Source organism: Mycobacterium terramassiliense, from assembly GCF_900157385.1.
Taxonomy (GTDB): domain Bacteria; phylum Actinomycetota; class Actinomycetes; order Mycobacteriales; family Mycobacteriaceae; genus Mycobacterium; species Mycobacterium terramassiliense.
In genome coordinates this window covers 2,796,135-2,818,811 of sequence record NZ_LT717701.1, presented here as the reverse complement: position 1 = coordinate 2,818,811, position 22,677 = coordinate 2,796,135, and the positions used below count along the sequence as shown (strand labels likewise).

Here is a 22,677-nt window from a genome sequence, read left to right as displayed (position 1 = left end):
CGGCGGCATTCAAGCCGAAGTTTTGGGGCTCAGATCAACGCTGAGCCACGATTGGCATTCCGGGAGTGTGACTACACCGGAGAGTCTCGGGCGACCGAGCTGAACGGTGTTTATGAGGACAGGAGCCGTTCCGGCCCGTGAGTAGGCGTCGGCGTGGTGTCCGAGAGGTCAATGCCAGCCCTGTCGGCCGGCGTCAATCCGAAGCGACCGCCAATGCGGGTCATCGTCTCGACGCAATCCCGCATGACCTTCCAGTACGGTGACGGCACCGCGTTCTTAACGCTGCCCTGGGTGACGTAGTCGGAACCCATGCGCTCGCGGCACTCGTGGTAGGTGGCCGCGGATTCACAAAAGGCCGTGAACAGGTCCACGTCCCAATGCGAAAGACAGCCCTGGTTGATGAGATCCGCCGCGAGGCGGTCCCATACGTCTTGGGCGCCGGGCGTCAGCTGGACCGGGGGAACTACGTCGGTCTCGGAGGGTAGCGGTTCGCCGCGATTGATGCGGTCCTCTCGCTCACCAGCTAAGAGTTTCAGGTGATTAGGTCTGCGTGGTCGTCCCAAGTTCTTGCATTTCCTATTCTGTTGTGCCACACTAGGTTTCATGATCGCAGCATGGTTCGCGGATGGTCTGAAATCCCCTGTGCTGCAACGTCTTTAGCAAAGAGCCGATTCAAAAAAGCCGGAAGTTTCGACAACCGCGTGACGAATCCGGAACGGTCGCCCCGGTTAATTGCGTCCAGGGATGGAGGGTGACCCCCCAACTCCCACAACATATTTCGCGTAGTACCCCTAGATGGTATGGGTAGGTACTGAGAGAATCATTACAGGGTCGCAAGAGCTAAAGCAAAGCCATCCTGTAACCATTACCCACGACGGCCGGGATGGACCCGCGCAGCTGTAGCAATCTCACGCGATCAATGCGGGCGCACTCCATGAGCCGGCCGCGGTCGAGGTCACTGTCGGTCCAGTACAGCCGAGGCTTGGAAGTGTCGATAACCTTCGCGTCCGCGGCAATCATGGCGTCATACATACGCGCCATGTCTTTCCAGCTGGCATATGGAACACCTTCACATTGGCCGAGGTAACCCCACTCCCGCAGGTCACCGCGCCTGGTCGGTTCGGCGAAAAAGACCATCCCGAAGTTCTCGAATCCGACGATTTCCGCGTCACCGCGGGTGACGTGGCGAGCGCTGCGACGCCGCGACTGCCGGTATTTCAAGAACGGGCACGACGCGGTTGAGTACGCCGCGCAGCTTCGGTGCATCGGTCCTGGCGAGGGATGGGTGACCACGCCGCCGCCGTGAGCGCTGTGAAGGTGCTGCTGCGGCGACGTTGTGAACACGTGATACACCGGCTTGCCGCGAGGCATTGGGTAGCCGCACATACTGCACGCACGTCGCAGGCCTAGGGCCAGTTCGCGCACCGGGTCATTGGAGGTGGTCCCGAACGCGGTCGTAGACGTGGCGGGGATGGGGAGGTCGTCGTACGGCTTGTAGATGCTGGGAAGTCCACGCATCCACGGGGGCGGGGCTGGCCTCGAAGTCATCCGTCGAAAGTGGGGGAAGCCGCCGCCGCGAGGATTGCTCGCAGGCGCGCCTCCGGCTCCACGAGTGGCGAGCAACGGCGCTTTTCATCCGGTCTGACGAACACGCCCGACGCCTCAGCAAGAATGGTGCGAACGCGCGCGTAGTCTGGGTCGCCGACCCAGATTTCCTCCACGTTGGAATCATCGAGGAAGGTTGGGTCAAGGACGTACTCGTCATTGTCGCGGCGCACTGCAAGTATCTCGGGTGGTCGTGTGACGTGCCGGTAGATGCGGGGCGCACGGTAGCGATTGGAGAAGTCTGTGACATAACGACCGTCCTGTGTCGCAGCGCAGCTGGCGGAAATCGCGTACCAATAGGCGGTTACGAGATTCGGCGTCCATGACGGCCTGAGCCGTCCCGCCCAGTAACAGCCGCGGTAAAGAGTAACGGGCTTGGTCGGAAGCGTGGAGGGGTCGCGGGCCATCTTGAACAGGCGCACCCAGTAGGCGGTGTCGGCCGCGAAGACCTTATCGCCGCTGCGGCCGGATCGCTCGTATCCGTCCATTACGCATCGGGCGCCGAAAAGCCTGATTGCGTCACGCCACATCGGCAACAGCTCGTCGGCATGAGAGCAGGTGTCCGGAAAGCCCAGGAGCCACTCGATGTTGACCAGCCACGTCCGGTAACACTCGTCGATGTCGCTGGGCGCGCAGTCCCTATAGTGCGCGATGAAGCCATCCCACTCGGCCAGGAACGCGCGAATGGCGTCGGTCATCTCCCCGTTAGCCCTGATGGTTTAGTTCGTCGCCCTCCGTGGCGCTGAGGGGCGAAGCGATGTAGCGCTGCAGCACGCCCTCGCCGCGCGCGAAGCGGGCAAGGCGGTCGATTTCGGCAGGGCTGAAAAACTGCAAGGGCCGGCCGGGTGTGCGGACGATAATGCGCCCGTCTTCCCGACGCTGGGCCGTTACCGGACAGCGCGAGGGGTCGCTGATAATGCACGAGTCCATTTAGACGACTTGCTTCAGCTCGTGCAGGGACAGCTGGCCTGATTTGTACTGTGCAGCAATCTCACTGCCAAACAGCATTTCAGGCTTGATAGCCATGACCGCGGACAGCATGTCTATGGCCATCTCATGAGCGGCCTCAAGCGTCATGGGCAGCATGAAAGACTCGCGGTCTTTGAAGTCAGCTACAAGGCAAATGCGGTCAGAGCCGTCATACTCTTTGCAGGCATAGACGCCGAATTTCCGCGCGTTCAGGCGCTCGATGCGGTTGAGGATGCGGTCTGCGTAACGCATTCGCTCTCCATTTCGATAGTAGTTGCTCATCTACGCCACGCCACGGAGACCGTAGCGGCGTTTGAAGTCTTGACGTGCCAACAGCTCGGCACATTTCTCATCAGTGCCCCAGCTCAGATTTCCGGCCGAACAATTCGGCTTCCATCCAGGCTTCCACATACCGCCCTCGTGGTAGATGATGCGGGCGCTTGCCCAGTCACCGTTCGGAGGGTCGCCGTGAAAGGCGTGCACTACAACCTCATCAAGGAGGCGAAGTGTGCTGGGAATGTGTAGCCGGGGCGTTGGACCGCATCCACAGCGACCGCCTTCAGCGTCTGAGGCCTCGTAACAGTTTTTGTGGGGGTCATTCATCCACAAGCACCGCGGGCAGTCAGGGGCGCATCCAGGGGGCGGGATGGGGCCTTTGTAATCACGCGTCAAGTCGACGGTGGGCCAGCCTGCAATCAGGTTTGTGATGTCCTGCTTGCGCCAGCCGCGGTAGACCTTCCCGTCGCTGTTGACCTCCCATTGGCCACCAGCGAAACCGGGGATCTTAACCCGCGTAGCCATTCGGTTCATTCATTTGTCGTTGTCGTTGCTTTCGGTTGTCGTGGTCGTCTTGGGTGGCGACGTTCTGGTAAATATGGACCGCCCTCGCACCCGTCCGTTCAAGCTCTCCGCTTTCACTACCTATCCTAATCAGAATCGGCCATTCTGGTGCATAGAATGCCGACTCAGGGGCCCTTGAAAGACGTTGGGACAGAGGAGGTCTCGCTATATGCGCAGGTCAGAGGCATTGCAAAGTGTAATGTTTTAGCCCTAAATTGTAATGTTTTCAGCACAAACGCCACAAAATGTAATGGATTTCTGTCCCGCTATAAAAGAGACGTTACAGAACTTGGGCGCGAAGTCCAGCATTTCGGCGAAGTGTAATGTTCGCAGCCCGCAGGCGTGTGGGGACACTGCTGTATCGCCTGCCGCCCAGCACCCCGAATCCCTGGAGCGCCCAGATCAGGCCGAACAGCGCGACGAGCAACCCCAACGCCAACGTAACGACGAAAGTCCTTCTCATATGGGGAGGCTACGCGCCGTAGCGGCCGCGGCCGCTACCGCGCGGTGCGGATGACGAAGGCATCGGTGCTCTCGTCGTAGCCGACCGTTTCGTCCACGAACAGCTCCCCGACCGTGTGGCCGTCCTCCGCGACCGCAAGGAAGGTCGCTTCCTCCTGGTCGTAAGTCACCGAGCCCTGCACGAACATCGCCGCGACCTCGTGGCCGTCGGCCCCGAAAACGACCAGCTTCAAGCCCCCGGCATCCTTGACGTACTGCGCCGCTTCGGCGCGTGTAATGGCCATGCTGGGATTCCTTTCTGATGCGTCTGGTTGCAGCGCAGTATCCCCGAAAATGGGCCCTCCGCGGGTGGCAATAAGCCTTTGTGCGCCTACAGCGACAAGTTTTCGTTCGATGCGCTTGGCGAGCAATGACTTTGCGAAGCGGACCGCTCCCTCGAGGCCGAGCCTCGTTCGGCCACCTTCGACGAGTTGTTGCGGATAGGTGGACAAAAGCGAGGTCCCCGGACTGGGGCCACTGTTGCATATGCGACGCGGGGTAGAGGTGGGGCGGGCCGCGTGCGTCTTTGCATTGATTGCATAGATAGCATTGACAGCGCCGGAAAGCGGCGACGATAGTCGTCTGGTATGGCGCTGCTGCCAGACCCCGATCCCCGGCGGCGACAGCACATCGTGATCTCCGTCGACGACCACGTCATCGAGCCGCCCGACATGTTCGTGGGGCGGCTTCCCGCCGCCCTGGCCGAGCGCGCCCCGAGGGTCGTCGAGACCGGCGACGGGCGGCAGGTGTGGCGCTATGAGGGCCGCGAGTACCCCAACATCGGCCTCAACGCGGTGATCGGCCGGCCCCGCGAGGAATGGAGCATGGAGGCCGCCCGATTCGACGAAATGCGGCCCGGCTGTTGGGATATCGACGCCCGGATCGACGACATGGACCTCGCCGGCATCTGGGCCTCGGTCAACTTTCCTTCCCTGATCGCCGGGTTCGCCGGGACCGTGTTCTGGAAGAGCGACGACCTGGAACTGGGCCTGGCCACCCTGCGCGCGTGGAACGACTGGCACCTGGAGGTGTGGGCCGGCAGCTACCCGGACCGGATCATCCCGCTGCAGCTGCCCTGGCTCGCCGACCCGCTGCTCGCACCCGGGGAGGTACGCCGCAACGCCGCGCGCGGCTTCAAGGCGGTGAGCTTCCCCGAGCTGCCCGCCCAATGCGGCCTGCCGAGCCTGCACAGCGGCGCGTGGGATGCGTTCTTCGCCGCCTGCGAGGAGACCGGCACGGTCGTGTGCCTGCACACCGGATCGGCCCAGTGGGCGCCAATCCCCGCCCCGGACACGCCCTTTGAGACCATCACCACCCTGTTCCCGGTGAACGCCCTCGTCGCCTGCGCCGACATGCTGTGGTCGGGCATCCCGGTGCGGTACCCGAGGCTGAACGTCACGCTCGCCGAGGGCGGCCTGGGCTGGGCGGCCATGCTCGGCGACCGCGCCGATTACGTTCTGGCGCACTCGGCTTCGGGCCACGAGGGCGGGTCGTGGAAGGGCGACCTGCTGCCCAGCGAGGTACTGCGGCGCAACTTCTGGCTCTGCTCGATCGACGACCCGCACGCGTTCGGCGCGCTCGACGCGATCGGGGCCGACCGCATCCTCGTCGAAAGCGACTACCCGCACGCGGACTCGACCTGGCCGGACACCCAACAGGTGGTGGCGCGCAACGTCGCCGGCCTGTCGGCGGAGGACGCGGCGCGCATCACCCACCGCAATGCCGCCCAACTGTTCCGTCACCCGCTGCCAGACGAGGGGTGGCTGGCCGTTTCGGCCGCCGGATAGAAAGGGCGTGGACGCCTGCCATGTTGGACCTGCTCATCCGCGACGCCCAGATCGTCGACGGCACCGGCGCGCCCGCCCGGCGCGGCGACGTCGGCGTCAGCAACGGCCGGATCGCCGCCGTCGGTGAAGTCGACGACGTGGCCGCGAAAACCGTTGACGCACAAGGGCAGACGCTGGCGCCCGGCTTCGTCGACCTGCACACCCATTACGACGCGCAGCTGTTCTGGGACCCGACCGCGAGCCCGTCGGTGCAGCACGGCGTCACCACGGTCTTCGGCGGCAACTGCGGCTTCACCCTGGCACCGGCGGCCGCCGGGCAGCAGGACTACCTCACCCGGATGCTGGCGCGAGTGGAAGGGATGCCGCTGGACGCGCTGCGCGCCGGCCTCGACTGGGAATGGGCGTCGTTCGGTGACTGGCTGGGCCGCCTCGAGGGCCGCATCGCCGTCAATGCCGGCTTCCTGGTGGGGCATTCGGCGCTGCGGCTGGCCGCCATGGGCGGCGACGCGGTCGGGGGCGAGGCCACCCCGGAACACATTGACACGATGGTCACGGTGCTGCACGAGTCGCTGGGCGCCGGCGCGCTCGGGCTGTCGACGAGCCAGTCCCCCACCCACAACGACGGGTCCGGCCAGCCGGTGCCCTCGCGCGGCGCGACGCGGGACGAACTGGTGGCGCTGGCCGCGGCGTTGCGCGACCATCCGGGCACCACGCTCGAGGCGATCATCCCCGGCTGCCTGTCCGGCTTCACCGACGAGGACATCGCGCTGCTCACCGACATGTCGGTGGCCGCCGACCGCCCGCTGAACTGGAACCTGCTGGGCGTCTCCGCGGCCAACCCGGCCGGGCACGAAAAGCAGTTGCGCGCCTCGGAGGTCGCCGCGGGGCGTGGCGGCCGGGTGGTCGCGCTCACCCTGCCGCAGGCCATGAAGATCCGGCTCTCGTTCCTCTCCGGCTTCGTGCTTGACGGGCTGCCCGGCTGGCGCGACACGATGCACCTGCCGGTGCCGGAACGGCTTGTGGCCCTTGCCGATCCGCAGGTGCGCCGCCGCCTCGCCGACGGCGCCGCCTCGAGGGAGGCGGGCATGCTGCGCGGCCTGGCGCAATGGGACCGGCTGGTCATCGTCGAGACGTTCGCCCCCGACAACGCCGACGCCACCGGGCGCAGCGTCGGTGAGGTCGCCGCCGCCCGGGGCGGCGAGCCCTTCGACACGCTGCTCGACGTCGTGATCGCCGACGAGCTGCGCACCGGCCTGTCGCCGCCGCTGACCGGCGACGACGCGGCCGACTGGAAGATGCGCGCGCAGGTGTGGCGGCATCCGGGCGCCGTGATCGGGGGCTCGGACGCGGGCGCGCACCTGGACATGATGTGCGGCGCGATCTACACGACGTCGCTGCTGAGCAAGGGCGTGCGCGAGCACCAGGTGGTAACGATCGAGGAGGCCATCCGGCTGATCACCGACGTGCCGGCCCGTTTCTACGGGCTGACCGAACGCGGCCGCATCCGGCCCGGCTGGCACGCCGACCTGGTGTTGTTCGACCCGGCGACCGTCGGCCACGGGCCGGAGCGCACGCGCTACGACCTGCCGTCGGGCGCTCCCCGGTTGGTCGCCGACGCCGACGGCATCTCCTCGGTGCTGGTCGGTGGCGTCGAGGTCTGCCGCGACGGCGCCGCCACCGGCGCGCTGCCCGGCACCGTGCTGCGGTCCGGGCGCGACACCGAGACGGTCAGGGCCTCGTGACAACCCACGAATTCGACCCCGCCGAGTTGCAGGGCGGGCTGCTCATGCAGGTCGAGAACGTGCACGAGCGGCTGCGCGAGGCGCAGGCCCGGCACCGGGTGATGGTGGGAAATCCCTTCGCCGAGGTCAGCGCCGCGCAGGTCGGCGAGCTCGGCGTGACGGTGCTCGGGTACGAGGAGTGCCAGACCGTGCTCACCCACCCCGACACCTTCTCGTCGTCGATCTACGAGCAGATCATGGGCCCGGTCATGGGCCGCACCCTGCTCGAGCTCGAGGGGGCCGAGCATCGGGCCAGCCGGGCCCTGGTGTCGCCGTCGTTCCGCACCGCGCTGCTGGAGCGGTGGCGCGCCGAGCTCGTCGAGTTGGTGGTCCACGAGCTGATCGACCAGTTCGCCCCGCGCGGGCGCGCCGAGCTGGCCCGCGAGTTCACCTTCGCGTTTCCGGTCCAGGTCATCGCCCGGATCATGGGCCTGCCGCGGCGGGACTACGTGCGCTTCCAGCGGCTGTCGATCGAGTTGCTCAACGTGGTCTACGACTGGGATCGGGGGCTCGCCGCGTCGGCCGAGCTCAAGGCCTACCTCGCGGAGATCCTCGCCGAGCGGCGGCGTCACCCGCAGGACGACCTGATCAGCATGCTGGCGGAATCGGAGATCGACGGCGCCCGCCTTACCGACGACGAGATCTTCGCGTTCCTGCTGCTGATCCTGCCCGCCGGCGTCGAGACGACCTACCGCGCGTCGGGCAACCTGCTGGTCGCTTTGCTCGCCGAGCCGGCCTTGCTGGTGGAGTTGCGGGCGGACCGCGCGATGCTGCGGGCGGCCTTCGAGGAGGCGCTGCGCTGGGAACCGCCGATCACCACGGTGGTGCGACGGGCGGTCCGCGACTGCGAGCTCGGCGGACTCGCCATTCCGGCGGGCACGACCGTCAGCGTGAGCGTCGCGGCCGCCAACCGCGACCCGGCGCGCTACCCGGACCCGGACCGCTTCGACCCGACCCGCAAGAACATCGCGCACCTGACGTTCGGGGGCGGCCCGCACCTGTGCCTGGGCATGCACCTGGCGCGGATGGAGGGGACGGTGGCCATCAACGCGCTGCTCGACCGGTTGCCGGAGCTGAGGCTCGACCCGACGGCCCCGACCCCGCACGTCGTCGGCGTGGCGTTCCGTTCGCCGGCGGCGCTGCCGGTCGAGTTCACCGCGGCTTGACCCGGCTATTTCCGGGCGAGCGCGTGCCAGGCCATGTCGGCGATCGCCTCGCAATAGCGGTCGTCGATGGGGGTGTCGGAGTACAGGGCGCGAATGTTCAACGGCGCCAGCACCAATTGGACGGCGGCCAGAGTGTTGACACCCTCCCGCAAGTCGCCGCGTTGCCTGGCCCGGTCGATGACGTCGCGCACGACGGCGAACCTCGCCTGCCACAGCATCATTCGCGTTGCTTCGTCGTGAATCCCCGGGCGCTCCATGACCAGCGCCCGCAGGAACGTGCGGCCCTCTTCGGTGTTGATCCGGGCGGCCGCGCTGCGGGCCATGGCCAGCAAGTCCCCGCGCAGTGAGCCGGTGTCGGCCGTCGTACTGAAGCTCTCGGCGTCGGCGAGGGCGGCATCGACGATGAGCCGTTGGCGGTCGCCCCAGTAGCGGTAGATCGTCTCGCGATCGAGGTGATGGCGCTCCGCCAATGCCTCGATGCTGAATCGCTCCACACCCCAGCGGGCGAGCTCGTCGAGCGCCGCCGGCATCACCCGCGCCCGAATGTCCGCGGGAACGGCTTGATCTCGTCGCTGAGACGGCTGCATCGATCGCCCCCTTTATACCCGCCTAAAGATAGCCTGTCTGGTTCACCAGCCTCACCGAAGACGCTCCATCCGAATAGAACTCTGCGATGCTCAGCGACGCCAGGTCAAGATGGAGCCGGTACAGAATGCCCGGCCCGGCGTCCAGCGCCAGCCGCAGCAGCATCTTGATCGGGGTCACGTGCGACACCACCAGCACGGTGGCGCCCTGATGCGCGGCGACGATCCGTTCGCGCGCCCTGAGCACGCGCTCGAGCACCGCGTCGAAGCTTTCACCGCCCGGCGGCTTCGTCCTGGTGTCCCGCAGCCAGCGGCGATGCAAGTCCGGATCGCGCTCTGCCGCTTCGGCGAACGTCAGCCCCTCCCACGCCCCGAAATCGGTCTCGATCAAGTCGTCGTCGACGGCCACGTCCAGCCCGAGCGCCTTGGCGGCGGTGGCCGCGGTGTCGTAGGCCCGCTGCAGCGGCGAGGAGATCACCGCGGCGATCCCGCCCCGCTGCGCCATGTATTGCGCCGCCGCCTCGGCCTGCTGACGCCCGGCCTGGGTCAGCGCCGGGTTGCCGCGCCCCGAGTAGCGGCGCTGCGCCGACAATTCGGTCTGCCCGTGCCGCAGCAACAGCAGCCGCGTCGGGGTGCCGCGCGCCCCGGTCCATCCGGGCGACGTCTTGGCCTCGGCCGCGGCGGTTTTCGCGGACTCGGCGGCCGGCGGGTCGGAGTTCTCGGCGTCGCCGTCGGCGACCGCCGCGGCATCCATCGCCTCGTTGGCCAACCGATCGGCGTGCGAGTTGCGGTCCCGCGGAATCCACGTGTAGCCGATCCGGTCGAAACGCGCCGCCAGCTTTCGGGCCTGGGAATTCAGTTCGACCAGGTCGGGGTGTTTGACCTTCCACCGGCCGGACATCTGCTCCACCAACAGCTTCGAATCCAGGAAAACCTCGGCCTCGGTGGCGCCGACTTTGAGCGCGTCGTCCAAACCGGCGATCAGCCCGCGGTATTCGGCGACGTTGTTGGTCGCAACGCCGATGGCCTGCTTGGCCTCGGCCAGCACCGTGGAGCGGTCCGCGCTGCGCACCACCGCGCCATACCCGGCCGGCCCGGGGTTGCCGCGCGATCCGCCGTCGGCCTCGATGACGACTTTCACTTCTCGAATCCCTTGACCCGCAGCAGAATGGCGCCGCATTCCGGGCAACGCACCAGCTCGTCCTCGGGGGCGGCGGAAATGCGGGACAGCTCACCGCGGCCGATCTCGATCCGGCAGGCCCCGCACCGATGCCCCAGCAGGGGTCCGGCGCCCGGGCCTCCCCCGGCGCGCTGGCGCTCGTACAGGGCGGACAGGGCGGGATCCAGCGCCGCGGTCAGCGTGTCGCGCCGCGACGAACGGGCCTGGCGGTCCTCGTCGATCTCGGCGAGCGCGGCGTCGAGAGCCTGTTGGGCGGCGGCCAACTCCGACCGCAGCGCCTCGAGGGCCCCCTCCTCGGACGCCGCCTGGGCCTGCAGTTCCTCGCGGCGCTCCATCACCTCCAGCAGGGAATCCTCCAGGCTGGTTTGACGCCGCAGCAGGGTGTCCAGCTCGTGCTGCAGGTCGGACAGCTGCTTGGCGTCCGTGGCACCCGATTTGAGCATCGCGCGGTCGCGGTCCTCGCGTTGCCGCACCGCCTCGATCTCCGCCTCGAACCGCGACACCTGGGCGTCCAAGTCCTCGAGGGCGATTCGCAACGCGCCCAGCCGGTCACCGGCGGCGTTGTGCTCGGCCTGGATCCGCTCCAGCGCCTCCCGTTGCGGCAGGTGGCCGGCCCGGTGCGCGATGCGCGACAGCTCCGCATCCAGCTTCGACAATTCGAGTAGCGAAAGTTGCTGTGCCACCTCGGCTTTCATGGCCGTCCTCCCCCGTCGTCGTAACCCGGATGCCCGACATTCCAAGGGTCGGTGCGGATGGTGCACACCCGCACGGGCAGCGCCGCCTCGAATCGCGACCGCAGCACTCCCGCGGCCTGCTCACACCAGGGGAACTCGCTTGCCCAGTGCGCCACGTCGACCAGGGCCACAGCCGAGGCCCGGCGGTGCTCGTCGGCCGGATGGTGCCGCAGATCGGCCGTGACGTAGGCCTGCACGTCCGCGCCGGCCGCGGCGGCCAGCAGCGAATCCCCGGCGCCGCCACAGACGGCGACCCGCGATACCGGCAGGTCCGGATCGCCCGCCGCGCGCACGCCCCACGAAGTCCGCGGCAATGCGGCACCGACGCGGGAGACGAAGTCGCGCAGCGGTTCCGGCCGCGCCAGCCGGCCGATGCGGCCCAGCCCGGCGTCGCTCGGCGGGGGCACCAGCGCGAAGATGTCGAACGCGGGCTCCTCGTAGGGATGGGCGGCCCGCATCGCCGCCAGCACCGCACCCCGGGCGCGGGCGGGAGCGACGACCTCGAACCGGTCCTCGGCCACCCGTTCGACGGTGCCGACGCTGCCTATCGCGGGCGACGCCCCCTCGTGCGGGAGGAACTGCCCGATGCCGCTGACGCTCCAACTGCAGTGCGAGTAGTCGCCGATGTGCCCGGCGCCCGCCTCGAACACGGCCTCCTGCACCGCTTCCGCGTTCTCGCGCGGCACGTAGACGACCCACTTGTCGAGATCGCCCGCGGCCGTGAGCGGTTCGAGCACCCCCTCGACGATGAGCCCGAGGGCGTCGGCCAGCGCGTCGGACACCCCCGGCGCCGCGGAGTCGGCGTTGGTGTGCGCGGTGAACAGCGAACGGCCGGTTCGGATCAGGCGGTGCACCAGCGCGCCCTTCGGTGTGCTGGCCGCGACCGTGTCGACGCCGCGCAGCAGCAACGGGTGATGGGCCAGCAGCAGGCCGCCCTCGGGAACTTCGTCGACGACGGCCGGGGTCGCGTCGACGGCGACCGTCACCGAGTCCACCGCATCGTCGGGGTCGCCGCACACCAGGCCGACCGAATCCCACGACTGGGCAAGGCTGGGCGGATACGCCTCGTCCAGCGCCTCGATCACGTCGGCAAGCCGCACGGTCACCGCGGCACCCCGGCGATCGCGTCGACCAGCCGCGGCCACTCGGGGCGCACCGCCGCCCGCAGGTACCGCTCGTCCAGGCCGACGAACGTGTCGCAGCGGCGCACGGCAATCCCCCTGCGCTCCAGGCTGTTTCGCAGCGAAGCGGCATCTCGCCGCCGGAACAGGACGAATGGGGCCCGGCCGTCGACCACGGCGGCGCCCACCGACTCCAGGCCTGCGACCATCTCGGCGCGCAACTGACTCAACCGCAGCGCACCGGCCGCCGCTTCCGCGACGGCGCGCGGGTCGCAACAGGCCGCGATGGCCGTCAGCTGCAGCGTGCCCACCGGCCAGTGCGCGCGCCGCGCGGTCAGCCGCGCCAGCAGCTCCGGGGCGCCCAAGGCGTAGCCCACCCGCAGCCCGGCCAGCGCCCACGTCTTGGTCAGGCTGCGCAGCACCAGGACGTCGGGCAGCGGGTCGCCGGCCAGCGACTCCGGCTCGCCCGGAACCGCATCGGCGAACGCCTCGTCGACCACCAGAATCCGGCCCGGCCGGCGCAACGCGAGCAGCTGCGCGCGGGTGTGCAGCACCGAGGTGGGGTTGGTCGGGTTGCCCACCACGACCAGGTCGGCGTCGTCGGGCACGCGCGCCTCGTCGAGGCGAAATGGCGGCTCCAGCACGACGTGCTCGACGGGCACCCCGGCCGCGCCCAGCGCCACGGCCGGCTCGGTGAACGACGGCGACACGATCGCCGCCCGCGCCGGGCGCAGGTGGGGCAGCAGCGCGAACCCTTCCGCCGCGCCGGCCAGCGGCAGCACCTCGTCGCGGGTGCGGCCGTGTCGCGCGGCGACCGCGTCCTGGGCCCGGTGCACGTCCCGCGGGCTCGGATAGCGCGCCAGATCCGCCAGCCGCTCGGCCAGCCGCCGCGTCAGCCACTCCGGCGGTCGCGCGTGGCGGACGTTGACGGCGAAATCGAGCATCCCGGGCGCCGCGGCCTGGTCGCCGTGATAGCGGTCCGCCACAGGCGGGCTCGGGTTCAGAGTCGCCATCAGGGCAACACTAGTGGGCCGCCGTCGGCGCGTGGCGGGAACGCCGTCGCAGCAGCGTGCGGGCATCGAGGACAATGGTGAGGTGACAGGCACAGCCGCGGATTGCCCGCCTCCTCCTCACGGCGCAATGCGTCGTGCATCGTCGGCGGGTGTCGCGGACACCCCGCAGCTGGTGATCTTCGATCTCGACGGCACGCTGACCGACTCGGCGGAAGGCATCGTGGCCAGCTTCCTGCACGCGCTCGACCACGTCGGAGCGCCCGTACCCGAGGGCGACCTCGCCGCGCATATCGTCGGCCCGCCGATGGACGACACCTTCCGTGCGATGTTCGGCGACTCCGCCGACGAGGCGATCACCGCGTTCCGGGCCGAATACGGCGCCCGCGGCTGGGCGATGAACACGCTGTTCGACGGCATCGAGCCGCTGCTGGCCGACCTGCGCGCCGCCGGCGTCCGGCTGGCCGTGGCCACCTCGAAGCTGGAGCCGACGGCGCGGCGCATCCTCGCCCATTTCGGGCTGGACCGGCATTTCGAGGTCGTCGCCGGCGCGGCCCCCGACGGCTCGCGCAAAACCAAGGAGGAGGTGCTGGCCCACGCGCTGGAACAGCTCCAGCCGCTGCCCGAGCGGGTGCTGATGGTCGGCGACCGCAGCCACGACGTGCATGGAGCGGCCGCGCACGGCATCGACACCGTGGTGGTCGGCTGGGGCTACGGGCGCGACGACTTTCACGAGGGGTTCGGCCTCACCGGGGTGACGCACGCCGCGACCATCGGCGAGTTGCGGAGGGCCCTCGGTGTCTGAACCGCTGCACGTCACCTTCGTCTGCACCGGCAACATCTGCCGTTCGCCGATGGCCGAGAAGGTGTTCGCCGACCAACTACAGCGGCGCGGCCTGGGCGACGCGGTGCGGGTGACCAGCGCCGGCACCACCAACTGGCATGTCGGCAGCCGCGCCGACGACCGGGCCACCCGGGTGCTGCAGGCCCACGGCTATTCCACCACCCACCGCGCCGCCCAGCTGAACGACGACCACCTGACGGCCGACCTGGTGGTGGCCCTGGGCCGCAACCACGTTCGGATGCTGCGCCAGCTCGGCGTCGACGCGGACCGGATACGGATGCTGCGCTCGTTTGACCCGCGCTCGGGCGCGCACGCCCTGGACGTGGAGGATCCCTACTACGGCGACCCCGAGGACTTCGAGGACGTCCTGGCCGTCATCGAGGCCGCCCTGCCCGGCCTGCACGCCTGGGTCGACGAGCGACTCGCGGAGAACGGGCACGGTTGATGCGCCGCTTGGCATTCCTGCTGCGGCCGGTCTGGATAGCGCTGGCCCTGGTGGTGATCGCCTTCACCTACCTGTGCTTCATGGTGCTCGCGCCCTGGCAGCTGGGGAAGAACACCCGGACATCGCGGGAGAACCACCAGATCGAGTCCTCCCTGAACACCCCGCCGGTTCCGGTGAAAACGCTGCTACCACAGCAGGATTCGTCGGCGCCGGGCGCGCAGTGGCGCCGGGTCACGGCGACCGGCCATTACCTGCCCGACGTCCAGGTGCTGGCCCGTCTGCGGGTCGTGGAGGGCGACCCGGCGTTCGAGGTGCTGGCACCCTTCGTCGTCGACGACGGGCCCACCGTGCTGGTGGATCGCGGCTACGTGCGGCCCGAGCAGGGCTCTCACGTTCCCCCGATCGCCCACCCGCCGGCCGGGCCGGTGAGCCTCACGGCCCGGCTGCGCGACTCCGAGCCCACCGCGCCGGGGAAGGACCCCTTCGTCATAGACGGTGTGCAGCAGGTGTATTCGATCAACACCCAGCAGGTCGCGGCGCTGACCAAGGTCCCGCTGGCCGGTTCGTATCTGCAGTTGGTCGAGGACCAGCCCGGCGGCCTGGGCGTCATCGGCATCCCGCACCTGGACGCCGGGCCGTTCCTGTCGTATGGCATCCAGTGGATTTCGTTCGGCATCCTCGCGCCAATCGGGTTGGGCTACTTCATCTATTCCGAGATCCGCGTCCGGCGCCGGGTGAAGCAGGCGGCGCCGGAGACCCCGAAGACCGTCGAGGACAAACTCGCCGACCGCTACGGCCGGCGGCGGTAACTCGGCCTCCAGTGTGCGCTGAGGGCTTTCAGTGTGCGCTGAGGGCTTTCAGTGTGCGCTGAGGGCGCGAAACCGACCTTAGCTTCAAGGGATGGATGCAACACATCTGATTGAGGAGTGTTGCTGTGCCGCGTCCGCCGTTGAGGTTTGTTGTCCGTCAGTTCTGGGCTCACATCGGTAATGGCTGTAGTGCCGCGGAGGCCGGTGTCGCCGTCGGCGTGTCGGAACGTTCTGGCTATGGCTGGTTTGCTGATGCTGGCGGCGTGAAACCACGGCTATGTGAACCGAAAAGCGTTGGCCCGCGGCCGAGGCTGACCTTCGAAGACCGGGTCGAGATCGAAATTGGTGTCAGGACGAACGAATCGTTGCACTCGATCGGCAACCGGCTGGGCCGGCCGGCGTCGACGATCAAACGCGAGATCGACGCCAACGGGGTGGACAACAGCTACGACGGGCGCAAATCCGGTTATCGGCGCAAGGAAGCCTTCGGGGCGCGCCAGAGCGGCAAAACCGCGCACGTTCAGTATCGGGCCCTCAGGGCCCAAGCACGCTCCGATGAACGTGCCCGGCGTCCCAAGCAGAGCACGCTGGCGGCAAATGACCGATTGCGTCAGGAGGTGCAGACTCGGTTAGACGACTTCCATAGTCCCGGCCAGATCGCGGTGGGGCTGCGGCGGGATTTTCCTGACGATGCGGAGATGTGGGTGTCACACGAAGCCATCTATCAGGCGATTTACGTGCAAGGCCGCGGCCACTTGCGCCGCGATATCCACCGCTGCCTGCGCACCGGGCGGGCGTTGCGCAAACCGCGCAGCATCCCCGGTGAGCGCCGGGGTCGTATCCCCAACATGGTCAACATCAGCGAGCGTCCACCGGAGGTGGCCGACCGCGCGGTGCCTGGCCACTGGGAAGGCGACCTCATGTTGGGCAGCACCGAATCGGGCTCGGCGATCGGCACCCTCGTCGAGCGCAGCACCCGATTCGTCATGCTGTTGCACCTGCCCGACAACCACGGCGCGCTGGCCGTCCAGGACGCGATCGTGGCCAAGATGGCCCAGCTGCCGGCGATGCTGCGCCGCACGTTGACCTGGGACCAAGGCAAGGAAATGGCCAACCACATCGCCATCGCCGCAGCCACCGACTTGGATATCTACTTTTGTGATCCGCACTCCCCGTGGCAGCGCGGCAGCAACGAAAACACCAACGGGCTACTGCGCCAGTGGTTTGCTAAAGGCACTGACCTGTCGGTGTTTCCGGCCGACTATCTGGACTACGTCGCGGCCAAACTCAACAATCGGCCACGCCAAACACTGGACTGGAAAACCCCCGCCGAAGCCCTCGACGAACTACTGTCCAACCCGACCAAACCACCCACTGTTGCATCCATCGCCTGAAAGCGCCGACGATTTTCCCGCCCTCCGCGCACACTCAACGCCAGCGATGCACACCCGACGGACAGCGCGGCGGCGGCCTGCACCGCCCGCGACAGCCTCACCGCGCGACGCAGGTCGGCCACCGCGGGCTGTCGGCCATCCCCGAGCGTGGGCCGGATCTGCAGCTCGTGGCGGTACTGGGTCGGCCCGCCGAGCCGGACGCCCAGCGCCCCGGCGAAGGCCGCCTCGACCACGCCGGCATTGGGGCTGGGATGCCGGGCCGCGTCGCGTCGCCAGGCGCGCAGCGCGCCCGCCGGGGATCCGCCGACGACGGGTGCGCACACCACCACCAGTGCCGCGGTGGCCCGGGCGGCGACGTAGTTGGCCAGGTCGTCCAATCGTGCTGCGGCCCAACCGAATCGGAGGTAGCGCGGGGAGCGGTGGCCGATCATCGAATCCAGCGTGTTGATGGCGCGGTAGGCCAGCACCGCGGGCGCCCCGCCGGCCGCCGCCCACAACAGCGGCGCCACCTGGGCGTCCGAGGTGTTCTCCGCGACCGATTCCAGCGCCGCGCGTGTCAGGCCGGCGGCGTCCAGCCGCGCAGGGTCGCGCCCGCACAGCGACGGCAACAGCCGCCGGGCGGCCCCGACGTCGCCGCGCTCCAGCAGCTGCGACATCTCCAGGCCGGTGCGTGCCAGCGACGTTCCACCCAGGCATATCCACGTGGCTAGGGCGGTGGCGGTGACGGACCGGCGGGCGACGGCGCTGCCCAGCACCGTCGCCGCACCGACCAGCAGGCCCACGTGCAGCACGCCGGCGACCTTGGCATCGCGGTAGGTGTGGCGCTCCAGCGCCGCGGCGGCCCCGCCGAACAGCGCGACCGGGTGGCCCCGCTTCGGGTCGCTGAGGACCAGGTCGGCCGCGTAGCCGGCCAGCACGCCGACGCCCCGGGTCCGCCTCGCAGCCACCCGGGCAGCGTCTCACACCGCCGGGCACGGGCCGGGCTAGATGGCCAATACGGCCCCCACGATCACCACGACGATCAGCAGGCCCACCAGCCACCACAGCAAGACGTCGGAAACGGCCGCCGGTGCCAGGTTGGGGGGTCGCGCCAGCGGCGGGCCCGGGTTAACAGGTTGAGTACTCATCGCCCACGTCTGCCCACTTTTCGGCGGAAATAACATCCGTCGTGGTGTACTCGACTCCATGAGGGGTAAACCGCGATGAAGCGGCCCGCTACCGGGATCGCCGACCTGCTGAACCCGGCGGCGGTGTTAATGCCCGCCGCGAACGTGATCATGCAGCTGTCCCTGCCCGGCGTGGGTTACGGCGTGCTGGAAAGCCCGGTGGACAGCGGCAACGTGTACAAGCATCCGTTCAAGCGCGCCCGCACCACCGGGACCTACCTGGCGGTGGCGGCCATCGGAACCGAGTCCGACCGGGCCCTGATCCGCGGCGCCGTGGACGGCGCACACCGCCAGGTTCGCTCGACGTCGTCAAGTCCGGTGTCCTACAACGCCTTCGACCCCAAGCTGCAGCTGTGGGTGGCGTCCTGCCTGTACCGCTATTTCGTTGAGCAGCACGAGTTTTTGCACGGGCCACTGGATGACGCCACCGCCGACGCCGTCTACCGCGACGCCAAGCGGTTGGGGACCACGCTGCAGGTGCCCGAGCGCATGTGGCCGCCGGACCGCGCCGCGTTCGACGACTACTGGAAGCGCTCCCTCGACGAGCTGCGCATCGACCCGCCCGTGCGCGAGCACCTGCGCGGGGTGGCCGCGATGGCGTTCCTGCCGTGGCCGCTGCGGGTCCTGGCGGGGCCGTTCAATCTGTTCGCGACGACGGGATTTCTGGCCCCCGAGTTCCGCGCGATGATGCAGCTGAAGTGGACCCAGGGCCAGCAGCGCCGGTTCGCGTGGCTGCTGGCGGCCCTGCGGCTGGCAGACCGACTGATCCCGCACCGGGTGTGGGTCTTCGGCTATCAGATTTACTTGTGGGACATGCGCTTTCGGGCTCGGAGGGGCTGGCGCATCGTCTAGCGGTAGAGTCGGGCCATGCCCTTCCCCCCGCTCAACCATGTCGCGGTCACGGTGCGGGACCTCGAGATCAGCGGCCCGTGGTACCGCAGGCTCTTCGACGCTGAGCCGATCCTCGACGAGCACACAGACGCCGGTTTTCGGCACCTGGTGTGGATGCTCGAAGGCCACACCGTATTCGGCATCCACCAGCACGACCGCCGCGCCCCCGATGAGACGTTCAGCGAGTTGCGGGTCGGGCTCGACCATGTCGGCTTCGGCTGCTCCAGCCGCGCCGACCTGGCGAAGTGGGTCACGCGGCTGGACGAACTGGGCGTCGAGCATGGCGGCATCGTGGATGCGCCGTACGGCGCGGGGTTGAGCTTTCGAGACCCCGACGGCATTGCCTTGGAGCTCTTCGCGCCGCCGGGCTGACGCAAAGCCCTTGGTGCGGGTCAGCGCACCGTCGCGAAGAACGCGCGCACGTCGTCGACGAACAGCTCCGGCTGCTCGAAGGCGGCGAAGTGCCCGCCCCGCGGCATGTCCGTCCAGTGCGTGAGGTTGTACACCGGCTCGCACCAGCTTCGCGGCGCCTTCAGCAGCTCGCCCGGGAAAGCGCTGACGCCGGTGGGCAATTCGACGCGGTCCAGCTGGCCGAACACCCGGAAGCTTTCCCAGTACAGCCGGGCCGACGACGCGCCGGTGGCGGTGACCCAGTAGACCATCACGTTGTCCAGCAGCTCGTCGCGGCTGAACACGTTCTCGGGGTGCCCGTCGCAATCGGCCCACGCCCAGAACTTCTCGACGATCCACGCCAGCTGGCCCACCGGCGAATCGACCAGCCCGTAGCCCAGCGTTTGCGGCCGGGTGGACTGCTGCTTGGAATAGCCGGTGCCCCACTTGCGGTGCTCGGCCATCGAGGCCAGCGCGCGTTGCTCCTCCGGGCTGGGGTTGGCCAGCGACTCCTGGGTGGGCCGCCCGATCGGCATGTTGAGGTGAATGGCCGCGCAGTGGCCCCGATTTCGGCCGATCTGGGTGGTGACGGCGGCGCCCCAGTCGCCGCCCTGGGCGCCGTAGCGGTCGTAGCCGAGGCGCAGCATGAGCGTCTCCCATGCCTCGGCGATCCTTTCGACGCCCCACCCGGCGCGGGTGGGCTTGCCGGAAAACCCGTAGCCGGGCAGCGAGGGGCACACGACGTGAAAGGCGTCCTCGGCTCGCCCGGATGCCGGGTTGGTCAGCGGCTCAATCACCTTGTGAAACTCCACGATTGAGCCGGGCCAGCCGTGGGTGATCACCAGCGGGAAGGCGCCGTCGTGCGGCGAGCGCTGGTGGATGAAGTGAATGTCCAGCCCCTCGATGTCGGTGACGAACTGATCGAAGCGATTCAGCGCGGCCTCACGGGAGCGCCAGTCGTACTCGGTCGCCCAGTAGGCGGCCAGCTCGCGCGTGTAACCCAGCGGGATGCCCTGGCTCCAGTCGTCGACGCATTCGGCTTCGGGCCACCGCGTGCGCTGCAGGCGCAAGCGAAGGTCCTCCAAGACGTCGCCGGGGACGTCGATGCGAAACGGCTCCACGGGTTGCTCGTTCACGCCCCTGAGGTTGCCACATGGCCGTCCGGACCGCGCCTCCGGCCGCCCGCACAACGTTGCTTACGGGCCGCCGAAGAATCCGGACTGATAGTCGCCCGCGTTGAACCCGCCCGAACTTCTGCTGCCCGAGTTCCCGACACCGGAGTCGTGGTCGCCGGCGTCGTAGACGCCTACGTTGTGGCCGGCCCCGGAATTGAGGATGCCGACGCTCTCGCCCTCGCTGGGATTCGAGTCGGTGTTGAAAAGGCCGACGTTGCCGCCGCCGGTACCCGAGTTGCTGATACCGATGTTGTCGCCCCCGCTGCCCGAGTTGAAGAAACCGACGTTGTACCCGTTGCCACCGGAGTTGAAGAAGCCCATTTCGGTGCCGCCGCCCGAGTTTCCGAAACCCGAGCTGTAACCCGCGGCCGCCGAGTTGAAGAAGCCGGAATTGTTGTCGCCGCCGGTGTTGAAAAAGCCCGAGTTGCCGGTGCCGGTGTTCCCGAAGCCCGAGTTGCCGCTGTAGCTGCCCGTACCGAAAAAGCCCGTGTTCACATCGCCCGAGTTCCAGAAGCCGGTGTTGGTGTTGCCCGAGTTGAAGAAGCCGGTGTTGGCGTTGCCGGCGTTGAAGAAACCGGTGTTGCCGGCGCCGTCGATGGTGCCTCCCGCGTTGAAGGCCCCCGTGTTGCAGCTCCCCGCGTTGAACAAGCCCACGTTGGCAAACCCCGAGTTACCCCAGCCGACGTTGCTGAGGCCTGAATTGAAGTCGCCCGTGTTGGCGGTTCCGGCGTCGAAGAAACCGACGTTCCTGGTGCCGGCATCCAGAACGCCGAAGTTGTTGGAGCCCGCGTTGAACAAGCCCGTGCTGCGGCTGCCGGCGTTCCAGAAACCGGTTTCGGTGCTGCCCGTGTTGCCGACTCCGGTGTCGATGGTGCCCGAGTTGACCAGCCCCCAGTTTTGACTGCCGGTGTTGGCGATGCCCCAGTTGCCGCTGCCCGAGTTGAAGATTCCGGTGTTGCCGGTGCCCGAGTTGAACAGGCCGGTGTTGCCACTACCGGAGTTCCAGCCGCCGAACCCGATCTGGTTGTCGCCGGTAAGCCCGATGCCGATGTCGTGGTTGCCGGTGTTGGCCAGCCCGATGTTGTGGTCGCCGGTGTTGCCGAAGCCGAAATTGAAGCTCCCGTTGTTGCCCAGGCCGATGTTCCAACCGGCACCGTTGGCGTTGAACCCGCCGAATCCGATCTGGTTGTTGCCGGTGAGCCCGATGCCGATGTCGTTGTTGCCGAGGTTGCCCAAGCCGATGTTGTTGTTACCGAGATTCCCGATGCCCCAGTTGCCGTTGCCGAGGTTGCCAATACCCACGTTGAAATAGCCGGGGGCCGGATTGTCGTGCGAATAGGCGCTGCCGTTGCCGATGCCGATGTTCCCGCCGCCGATGTTGCCGACGCCGAAGTTGAATTGGCCGATGTTGGCGAACCCCACGTTGTAGTAGGAGGTCGCCTCGCTGAAGAGCGAGTTACCGTTGCCCGCACCGAAGTTGAAGGATCCGTAGTTGCCGAAGCCGAAGTTGAGGTTGCCGCCGCCGGTCGTGCCGGGGCCGCTGTTGCCGCCGCCGAAGTTGTATAACCCGAAGTTTCCACTGCCCAGGTTCAAGGTGCCGATGTTGCCGAGACCCACGTTCACGCCGTGCATGCTCGGGAGGCTTTGCAACGCCTGCTCCCACGGTGTCAGCGCCGCAACGGCCGCCGACGCCCCGCCGTGGTAGCTCACCATCGCGACCACATCCTGGGCCCACATCTGCTCGTATTCGGCCTCAGCGGCCGCGATCGCCGGTGCGTTGAGGCCCAACAGGTTCGAGTTCACCAGCGTCACCAACTCCGACCGGTTGGCCGAAACCAGCCATGGATGCACCGCCGCCGCCCTGGCGGCCTCGAACACCGCGGCAGCGGACTTGGCCTGACCGGCTACCGTCTGCGCGCGAGCCGCGGCAGTGGCCAACCACGCCGCGTACGGTGCTGCCGCGCTGGCCATCGCCTGCGACGCGGCCCCTTGCCACGCGTCGGCGGCCAGGCCCGAGGTCACCGACCCGAACGAGCCCGCCGCCGAGTCCAGCTCGGCGGCCAGCCCATCCCAGGCCGCGGCGGCGGCGAGCATCGGCCCCGACCCCGGGCCGGTATACATCCGCGCCGAATTGATCTCTGGCGGCAACACCAAAAAACTCATACGTAGCCTTCCTTTCACCCTTGCGCTGCCGAAGTAAGGGTAGGCTACACATACTGACGCAACTAAAGCTAGGCTTCCCTAATATTTGAGACGCCTGGGGTTGGCCGGATCGGAACACCGCC

Annotated in this window: 23 protein-coding genes and 1 pseudogene; 9 read left to right on the top strand and 15 right to left on the bottom strand. The window is 68.2% G+C overall.

The features are described from left to right. Window positions 1-110: 110 nt before the first annotated feature. The 6 genes from MTAB308_RS27900 to MTAB308_RS27870 form a co-directional block, all read right to left on the bottom strand. The gene (locus tag MTAB308_RS27900; protein WP_077104087.1) at window positions 111-605 is read right to left on the bottom strand and encodes a P27 family phage terminase small subunit; all 495 of its coding nucleotides are present in this window, start codon (window positions 603-605) and stop codon (window positions 111-113) included. Window positions 606-840: 235 nt separating this feature from the next. Continuing rightward, window positions 841-1,425, bottom strand: coding sequence for a hypothetical protein (locus tag MTAB308_RS27895; RefSeq protein ID WP_157901033.1), 585 nt, complete (start codon window positions 1,423-1,425; stop codon window positions 841-843). A gap of 119 nt (window positions 1,426-1,544) precedes the next feature. After that, window positions 1,545-2,303, bottom strand: coding sequence for a hypothetical protein (locus MTAB308_RS27890; protein ID WP_077104083.1), 759 nt, complete (start codon window positions 2,301-2,303; stop codon window positions 1,545-1,547). A gap of 7 nt (window positions 2,304-2,310) precedes the next feature. Further along, a complete protein-coding gene (locus tag MTAB308_RS27885; protein ID WP_077104081.1) occupies window positions 2,311-2,535 on the bottom strand; it encodes a hypothetical protein in 225 nt (74 codons plus the stop codon). Next, window positions 2,536-2,856 (bottom strand): hypothetical protein, encoded by a 321-nt coding sequence (locus MTAB308_RS27880; protein WP_157901032.1) that lies wholly within the window; start codon window positions 2,854-2,856, stop codon window positions 2,536-2,538. A gap of 1,055 nt (window positions 2,857-3,911) precedes the next feature. Beyond that, window positions 3,912-4,160, bottom strand: coding sequence for a hypothetical protein (locus MTAB308_RS27870; protein WP_077104075.1), 249 nt, complete (start codon window positions 4,158-4,160; stop codon window positions 3,912-3,914). Between the two features lie 342 nt (window positions 4,161-4,502). Here MTAB308_RS27870 and MTAB308_RS27865 point away from each other — a divergent pair, with 342 nt between their 5' ends. Genes MTAB308_RS27865 through MTAB308_RS27855 form a run of 3 tightly spaced genes read left to right on the top strand, consistent with a single transcriptional unit; the run spans window position 4,503 to window position 8,649 of the window. Next, window positions 4,503-5,702, top strand: coding sequence for an amidohydrolase family protein (locus MTAB308_RS27865; RefSeq protein WP_077104073.1), 1,200 nt, complete (start codon window positions 4,503-4,505; stop codon window positions 5,700-5,702). 20 nt (window positions 5,703-5,722) lie between these two features. Beyond that, a complete protein-coding gene (locus tag MTAB308_RS27860; RefSeq protein WP_077104071.1) occupies window positions 5,723-7,444 on the top strand; it encodes an N-acyl-D-amino-acid deacylase family protein in 1,722 nt (573 codons plus the stop codon). Continuing rightward, window positions 7,441-8,649: a cytochrome P450 gene (locus MTAB308_RS27855; RefSeq protein ID WP_245831514.1), complete on the top strand. Its 1,209-nt coding sequence runs from the start codon at window positions 7,441-7,443 to the stop codon at window positions 8,647-8,649. Before MTAB308_RS27860 ends, MTAB308_RS27855 begins: the two co-directional genes overlap by 4 nt. A gap of 5 nt (window positions 8,650-8,654) precedes the next feature. Here MTAB308_RS27855 and MTAB308_RS27850 read toward each other — a convergent pair whose 3' ends face one another. Genes MTAB308_RS27850 through cobC form a run of 5 tightly spaced genes read right to left on the bottom strand, consistent with a single transcriptional unit; the run spans window position 8,655 to window position 13,281 of the window. Further along, window positions 8,655-9,236 carry a TetR-like C-terminal domain-containing protein gene (locus MTAB308_RS27850; protein ID WP_077104069.1) on the bottom strand — a complete coding sequence of 194 codons (582 nt, stop codon included), beginning with the start codon at window positions 9,234-9,236 and terminating at the stop codon, window positions 8,655-8,657. Between the two features lie 22 nt (window positions 9,237-9,258). Continuing rightward, window positions 9,259-10,374 (bottom strand): bifunctional RNase H/acid phosphatase, encoded by a 1,116-nt coding sequence (locus tag MTAB308_RS27845; protein ID WP_077104067.1) that lies wholly within the window; start codon window positions 10,372-10,374, stop codon window positions 9,259-9,261. Then, window positions 10,371-11,108 carry a zinc ribbon domain-containing protein gene (locus MTAB308_RS27840; RefSeq protein ID WP_077104065.1) on the bottom strand — a complete coding sequence of 246 codons (738 nt, stop codon included), beginning with the start codon at window positions 11,106-11,108 and terminating at the stop codon, window positions 10,371-10,373. Before MTAB308_RS27840 ends, MTAB308_RS27845 begins: the two co-directional genes overlap by 4 nt. Further along, window positions 11,105-12,253: a Nif3-like dinuclear metal center hexameric protein gene (locus tag MTAB308_RS27835; RefSeq protein WP_077104063.1), complete on the bottom strand. Its 1,149-nt coding sequence runs from the start codon at window positions 12,251-12,253 to the stop codon at window positions 11,105-11,107. The genes MTAB308_RS27840 and MTAB308_RS27835 overlap by 4 nt, the downstream gene beginning before the upstream one ends. Beyond that, complete coding sequence (gene cobC, locus MTAB308_RS27830; protein WP_245831513.1) at window positions 12,250-13,281, bottom strand: Rv2231c family histidinol phosphate aminotransferase CobC; 1,032 nt, start codon at window positions 13,279-13,281, stop codon at window positions 12,250-12,252. Before cobC ends, MTAB308_RS27835 begins: the two co-directional genes overlap by 4 nt. Window positions 13,282-13,408: 127 nt before the next feature. Here cobC and MTAB308_RS27825 point away from each other — a divergent pair, with 127 nt between their 5' ends. The 4 genes from MTAB308_RS27825 (at window position 13,409) to MTAB308_RS27810 (ending at window position 16,770) form a co-directional block, all read left to right on the top strand. After that, a complete protein-coding gene (locus MTAB308_RS27825; RefSeq protein ID WP_077104058.1) occupies window positions 13,409-14,083 on the top strand; it encodes an HAD-IA family hydrolase in 675 nt (224 codons plus the stop codon). Continuing rightward, window positions 14,076-14,567 (top strand): low molecular weight protein-tyrosine-phosphatase, encoded by a 492-nt coding sequence (locus MTAB308_RS27820; protein ID WP_077104055.1) that lies wholly within the window; start codon window positions 14,076-14,078, stop codon window positions 14,565-14,567. The genes MTAB308_RS27825 and MTAB308_RS27820 overlap by 8 nt, the downstream gene beginning before the upstream one ends. Then, entirely contained in the window at window positions 14,567-15,376 is an 810-nt protein-coding gene (locus MTAB308_RS27815) for an SURF1 family cytochrome oxidase biogenesis protein (protein WP_077104053.1), read from the top strand. The genes MTAB308_RS27820 and MTAB308_RS27815 overlap by 1 nt, the downstream gene beginning before the upstream one ends. 125 nt (window positions 15,377-15,501) lie before the next feature. Further along, a complete protein-coding gene (locus tag MTAB308_RS27810) occupies window positions 15,502-16,770 on the top strand; it encodes an IS30 family transposase (protein ID WP_077099686.1) in 1,269 nt (422 codons plus the stop codon). A 23-nt stretch (window positions 16,771-16,793) separates the two neighbouring features. Here MTAB308_RS27810 and MTAB308_RS30120 read toward each other — a convergent pair. Beyond that, window positions 16,794-17,717, bottom strand: a pseudogene (locus MTAB308_RS30120) (cobalamin biosynthesis protein); the annotation flags it as partial. Between the two features lie 36 nt (window positions 17,718-17,753). Next, on the bottom strand, window positions 17,754-17,897 hold the full coding sequence (locus MTAB308_RS29140) for a hypothetical protein (RefSeq protein ID WP_157901031.1): 144 nt from the start codon (window positions 17,895-17,897) through the stop codon (window positions 17,754-17,756). A gap of 75 nt (window positions 17,898-17,972) precedes the next feature. Between MTAB308_RS29140 and MTAB308_RS27800 the strand changes: the two genes are divergently transcribed. Together MTAB308_RS27800 and MTAB308_RS27795 are read left to right on the top strand one after the other, a co-directional pair. Further along, window positions 17,973-18,788 carry an oxygenase MpaB family protein gene (locus MTAB308_RS27800; protein WP_077104051.1) on the top strand — a complete coding sequence of 272 codons (816 nt, stop codon included), beginning with the start codon at window positions 17,973-17,975 and terminating at the stop codon, window positions 18,786-18,788. 15 nt (window positions 18,789-18,803) lie between these two features. Then, the gene (locus MTAB308_RS27795; RefSeq protein ID WP_077104049.1) at window positions 18,804-19,199 is read left to right on the top strand and encodes a VOC family protein; all 396 of its coding nucleotides are present in this window, start codon (window positions 18,804-18,806) and stop codon (window positions 19,197-19,199) included. A gap of 20 nt (window positions 19,200-19,219) precedes the next feature. Here MTAB308_RS27795 and MTAB308_RS27790 read toward each other — a convergent pair whose 3' ends face one another. Together MTAB308_RS27790 and MTAB308_RS27785 are read right to left on the bottom strand one after the other, a co-directional pair. Next, window positions 19,220-20,338 (bottom strand): epoxide hydrolase family protein, encoded by a 1,119-nt coding sequence (locus MTAB308_RS27790; protein ID WP_077104898.1) that lies wholly within the window; start codon window positions 20,336-20,338, stop codon window positions 19,220-19,222. Between the two features lie 75 nt (window positions 20,339-20,413). Further along, the gene (locus MTAB308_RS27785; RefSeq protein ID WP_077104047.1) at window positions 20,414-22,555 is read right to left on the bottom strand and encodes a PPE family protein; all 2,142 of its coding nucleotides are present in this window, start codon (window positions 22,553-22,555) and stop codon (window positions 20,414-20,416) included. Between the last annotated feature and the right edge of the window lie 122 nt (window positions 22,556-22,677).

What these genes read in the sequence shown, in the direction of transcription:
- MTAB308_RS27880 (WP_157901032.1), bottom strand. Translation starts at nt 2,856, where the DNA reads ATGAGCAACTACTATCGAAATGGAGAGCGAATGCGTTACGCAGACCGC.
- cobC (WP_245831513.1), bottom strand. Translation starts at nt 13,281, where the DNA reads ATGGCGACTCTGAACCCGAGCCCGCCTGTGGCGGACCGCTATCACGGC.
- MTAB308_RS27785 (WP_077104047.1), bottom strand. Translation starts at nt 22,555, where the DNA reads ATGAGTTTTTTGGTGTTGCCGCCAGAGATCAATTCGGCGCGGATGTAT.
- MTAB308_RS27860 (WP_077104071.1), top strand. Translation starts at nt 5,723, where the DNA reads ATGTTGGACCTGCTCATCCGCGACGCCCAGATCGTCGACGGCACCGGC.
- MTAB308_RS27815 (WP_077104053.1), top strand. Translation starts at nt 14,567, where the DNA reads ATGCGCCGCTTGGCATTCCTGCTGCGGCCGGTCTGGATAGCGCTGGCC.
- MTAB308_RS27795 (WP_077104049.1), top strand. Translation starts at nt 18,804, where the DNA reads ATGCCCTTCCCCCCGCTCAACCATGTCGCGGTCACGGTGCGGGACCTC.
- MTAB308_RS27900 (WP_077104087.1), bottom strand. Translation starts at nt 605, where the DNA reads ATGAAACCTAGTGTGGCACAACAGAATAGGAAATGCAAGAACTTGGGA.
- MTAB308_RS27850 (WP_077104069.1), bottom strand. Translation starts at nt 9,236, where the DNA reads ATGCAGCCGTCTCAGCGACGAGATCAAGCCGTTCCCGCGGACATTCGG.
- MTAB308_RS27870 (WP_077104075.1), bottom strand. Translation starts at nt 4,160, where the DNA reads ATGGCCATTACACGCGCCGAAGCGGCGCAGTACGTCAAGGATGCCGGG.
- MTAB308_RS27800 (WP_077104051.1), top strand. Translation starts at nt 17,973, where the DNA reads ATGAAGCGGCCCGCTACCGGGATCGCCGACCTGCTGAACCCGGCGGCG.
- MTAB308_RS29140 (WP_157901031.1), bottom strand. Translation starts at nt 17,897, where the DNA reads ATGAGTACTCAACCTGTTAACCCGGGCCCGCCGCTGGCGCGACCCCCC.
- MTAB308_RS27865 (WP_077104073.1), top strand. Translation starts at nt 4,503, where the DNA reads ATGGCGCTGCTGCCAGACCCCGATCCCCGGCGGCGACAGCACATCGTG.
- MTAB308_RS27890 (WP_077104083.1), bottom strand. Translation starts at nt 2,303, where the DNA reads ATGACCGACGCCATTCGCGCGTTCCTGGCCGAGTGGGATGGCTTCATC.
- MTAB308_RS27885 (WP_077104081.1), bottom strand. Translation starts at nt 2,535, where the DNA reads ATGGACTCGTGCATTATCAGCGACCCCTCGCGCTGTCCGGTAACGGCC.
- MTAB308_RS27840 (WP_077104065.1), bottom strand. Translation starts at nt 11,108, where the DNA reads ATGAAAGCCGAGGTGGCACAGCAACTTTCGCTACTCGAATTGTCGAAG.
- MTAB308_RS27825 (WP_077104058.1), top strand. Translation starts at nt 13,409, where the DNA reads ATGCGTCGTGCATCGTCGGCGGGTGTCGCGGACACCCCGCAGCTGGTG.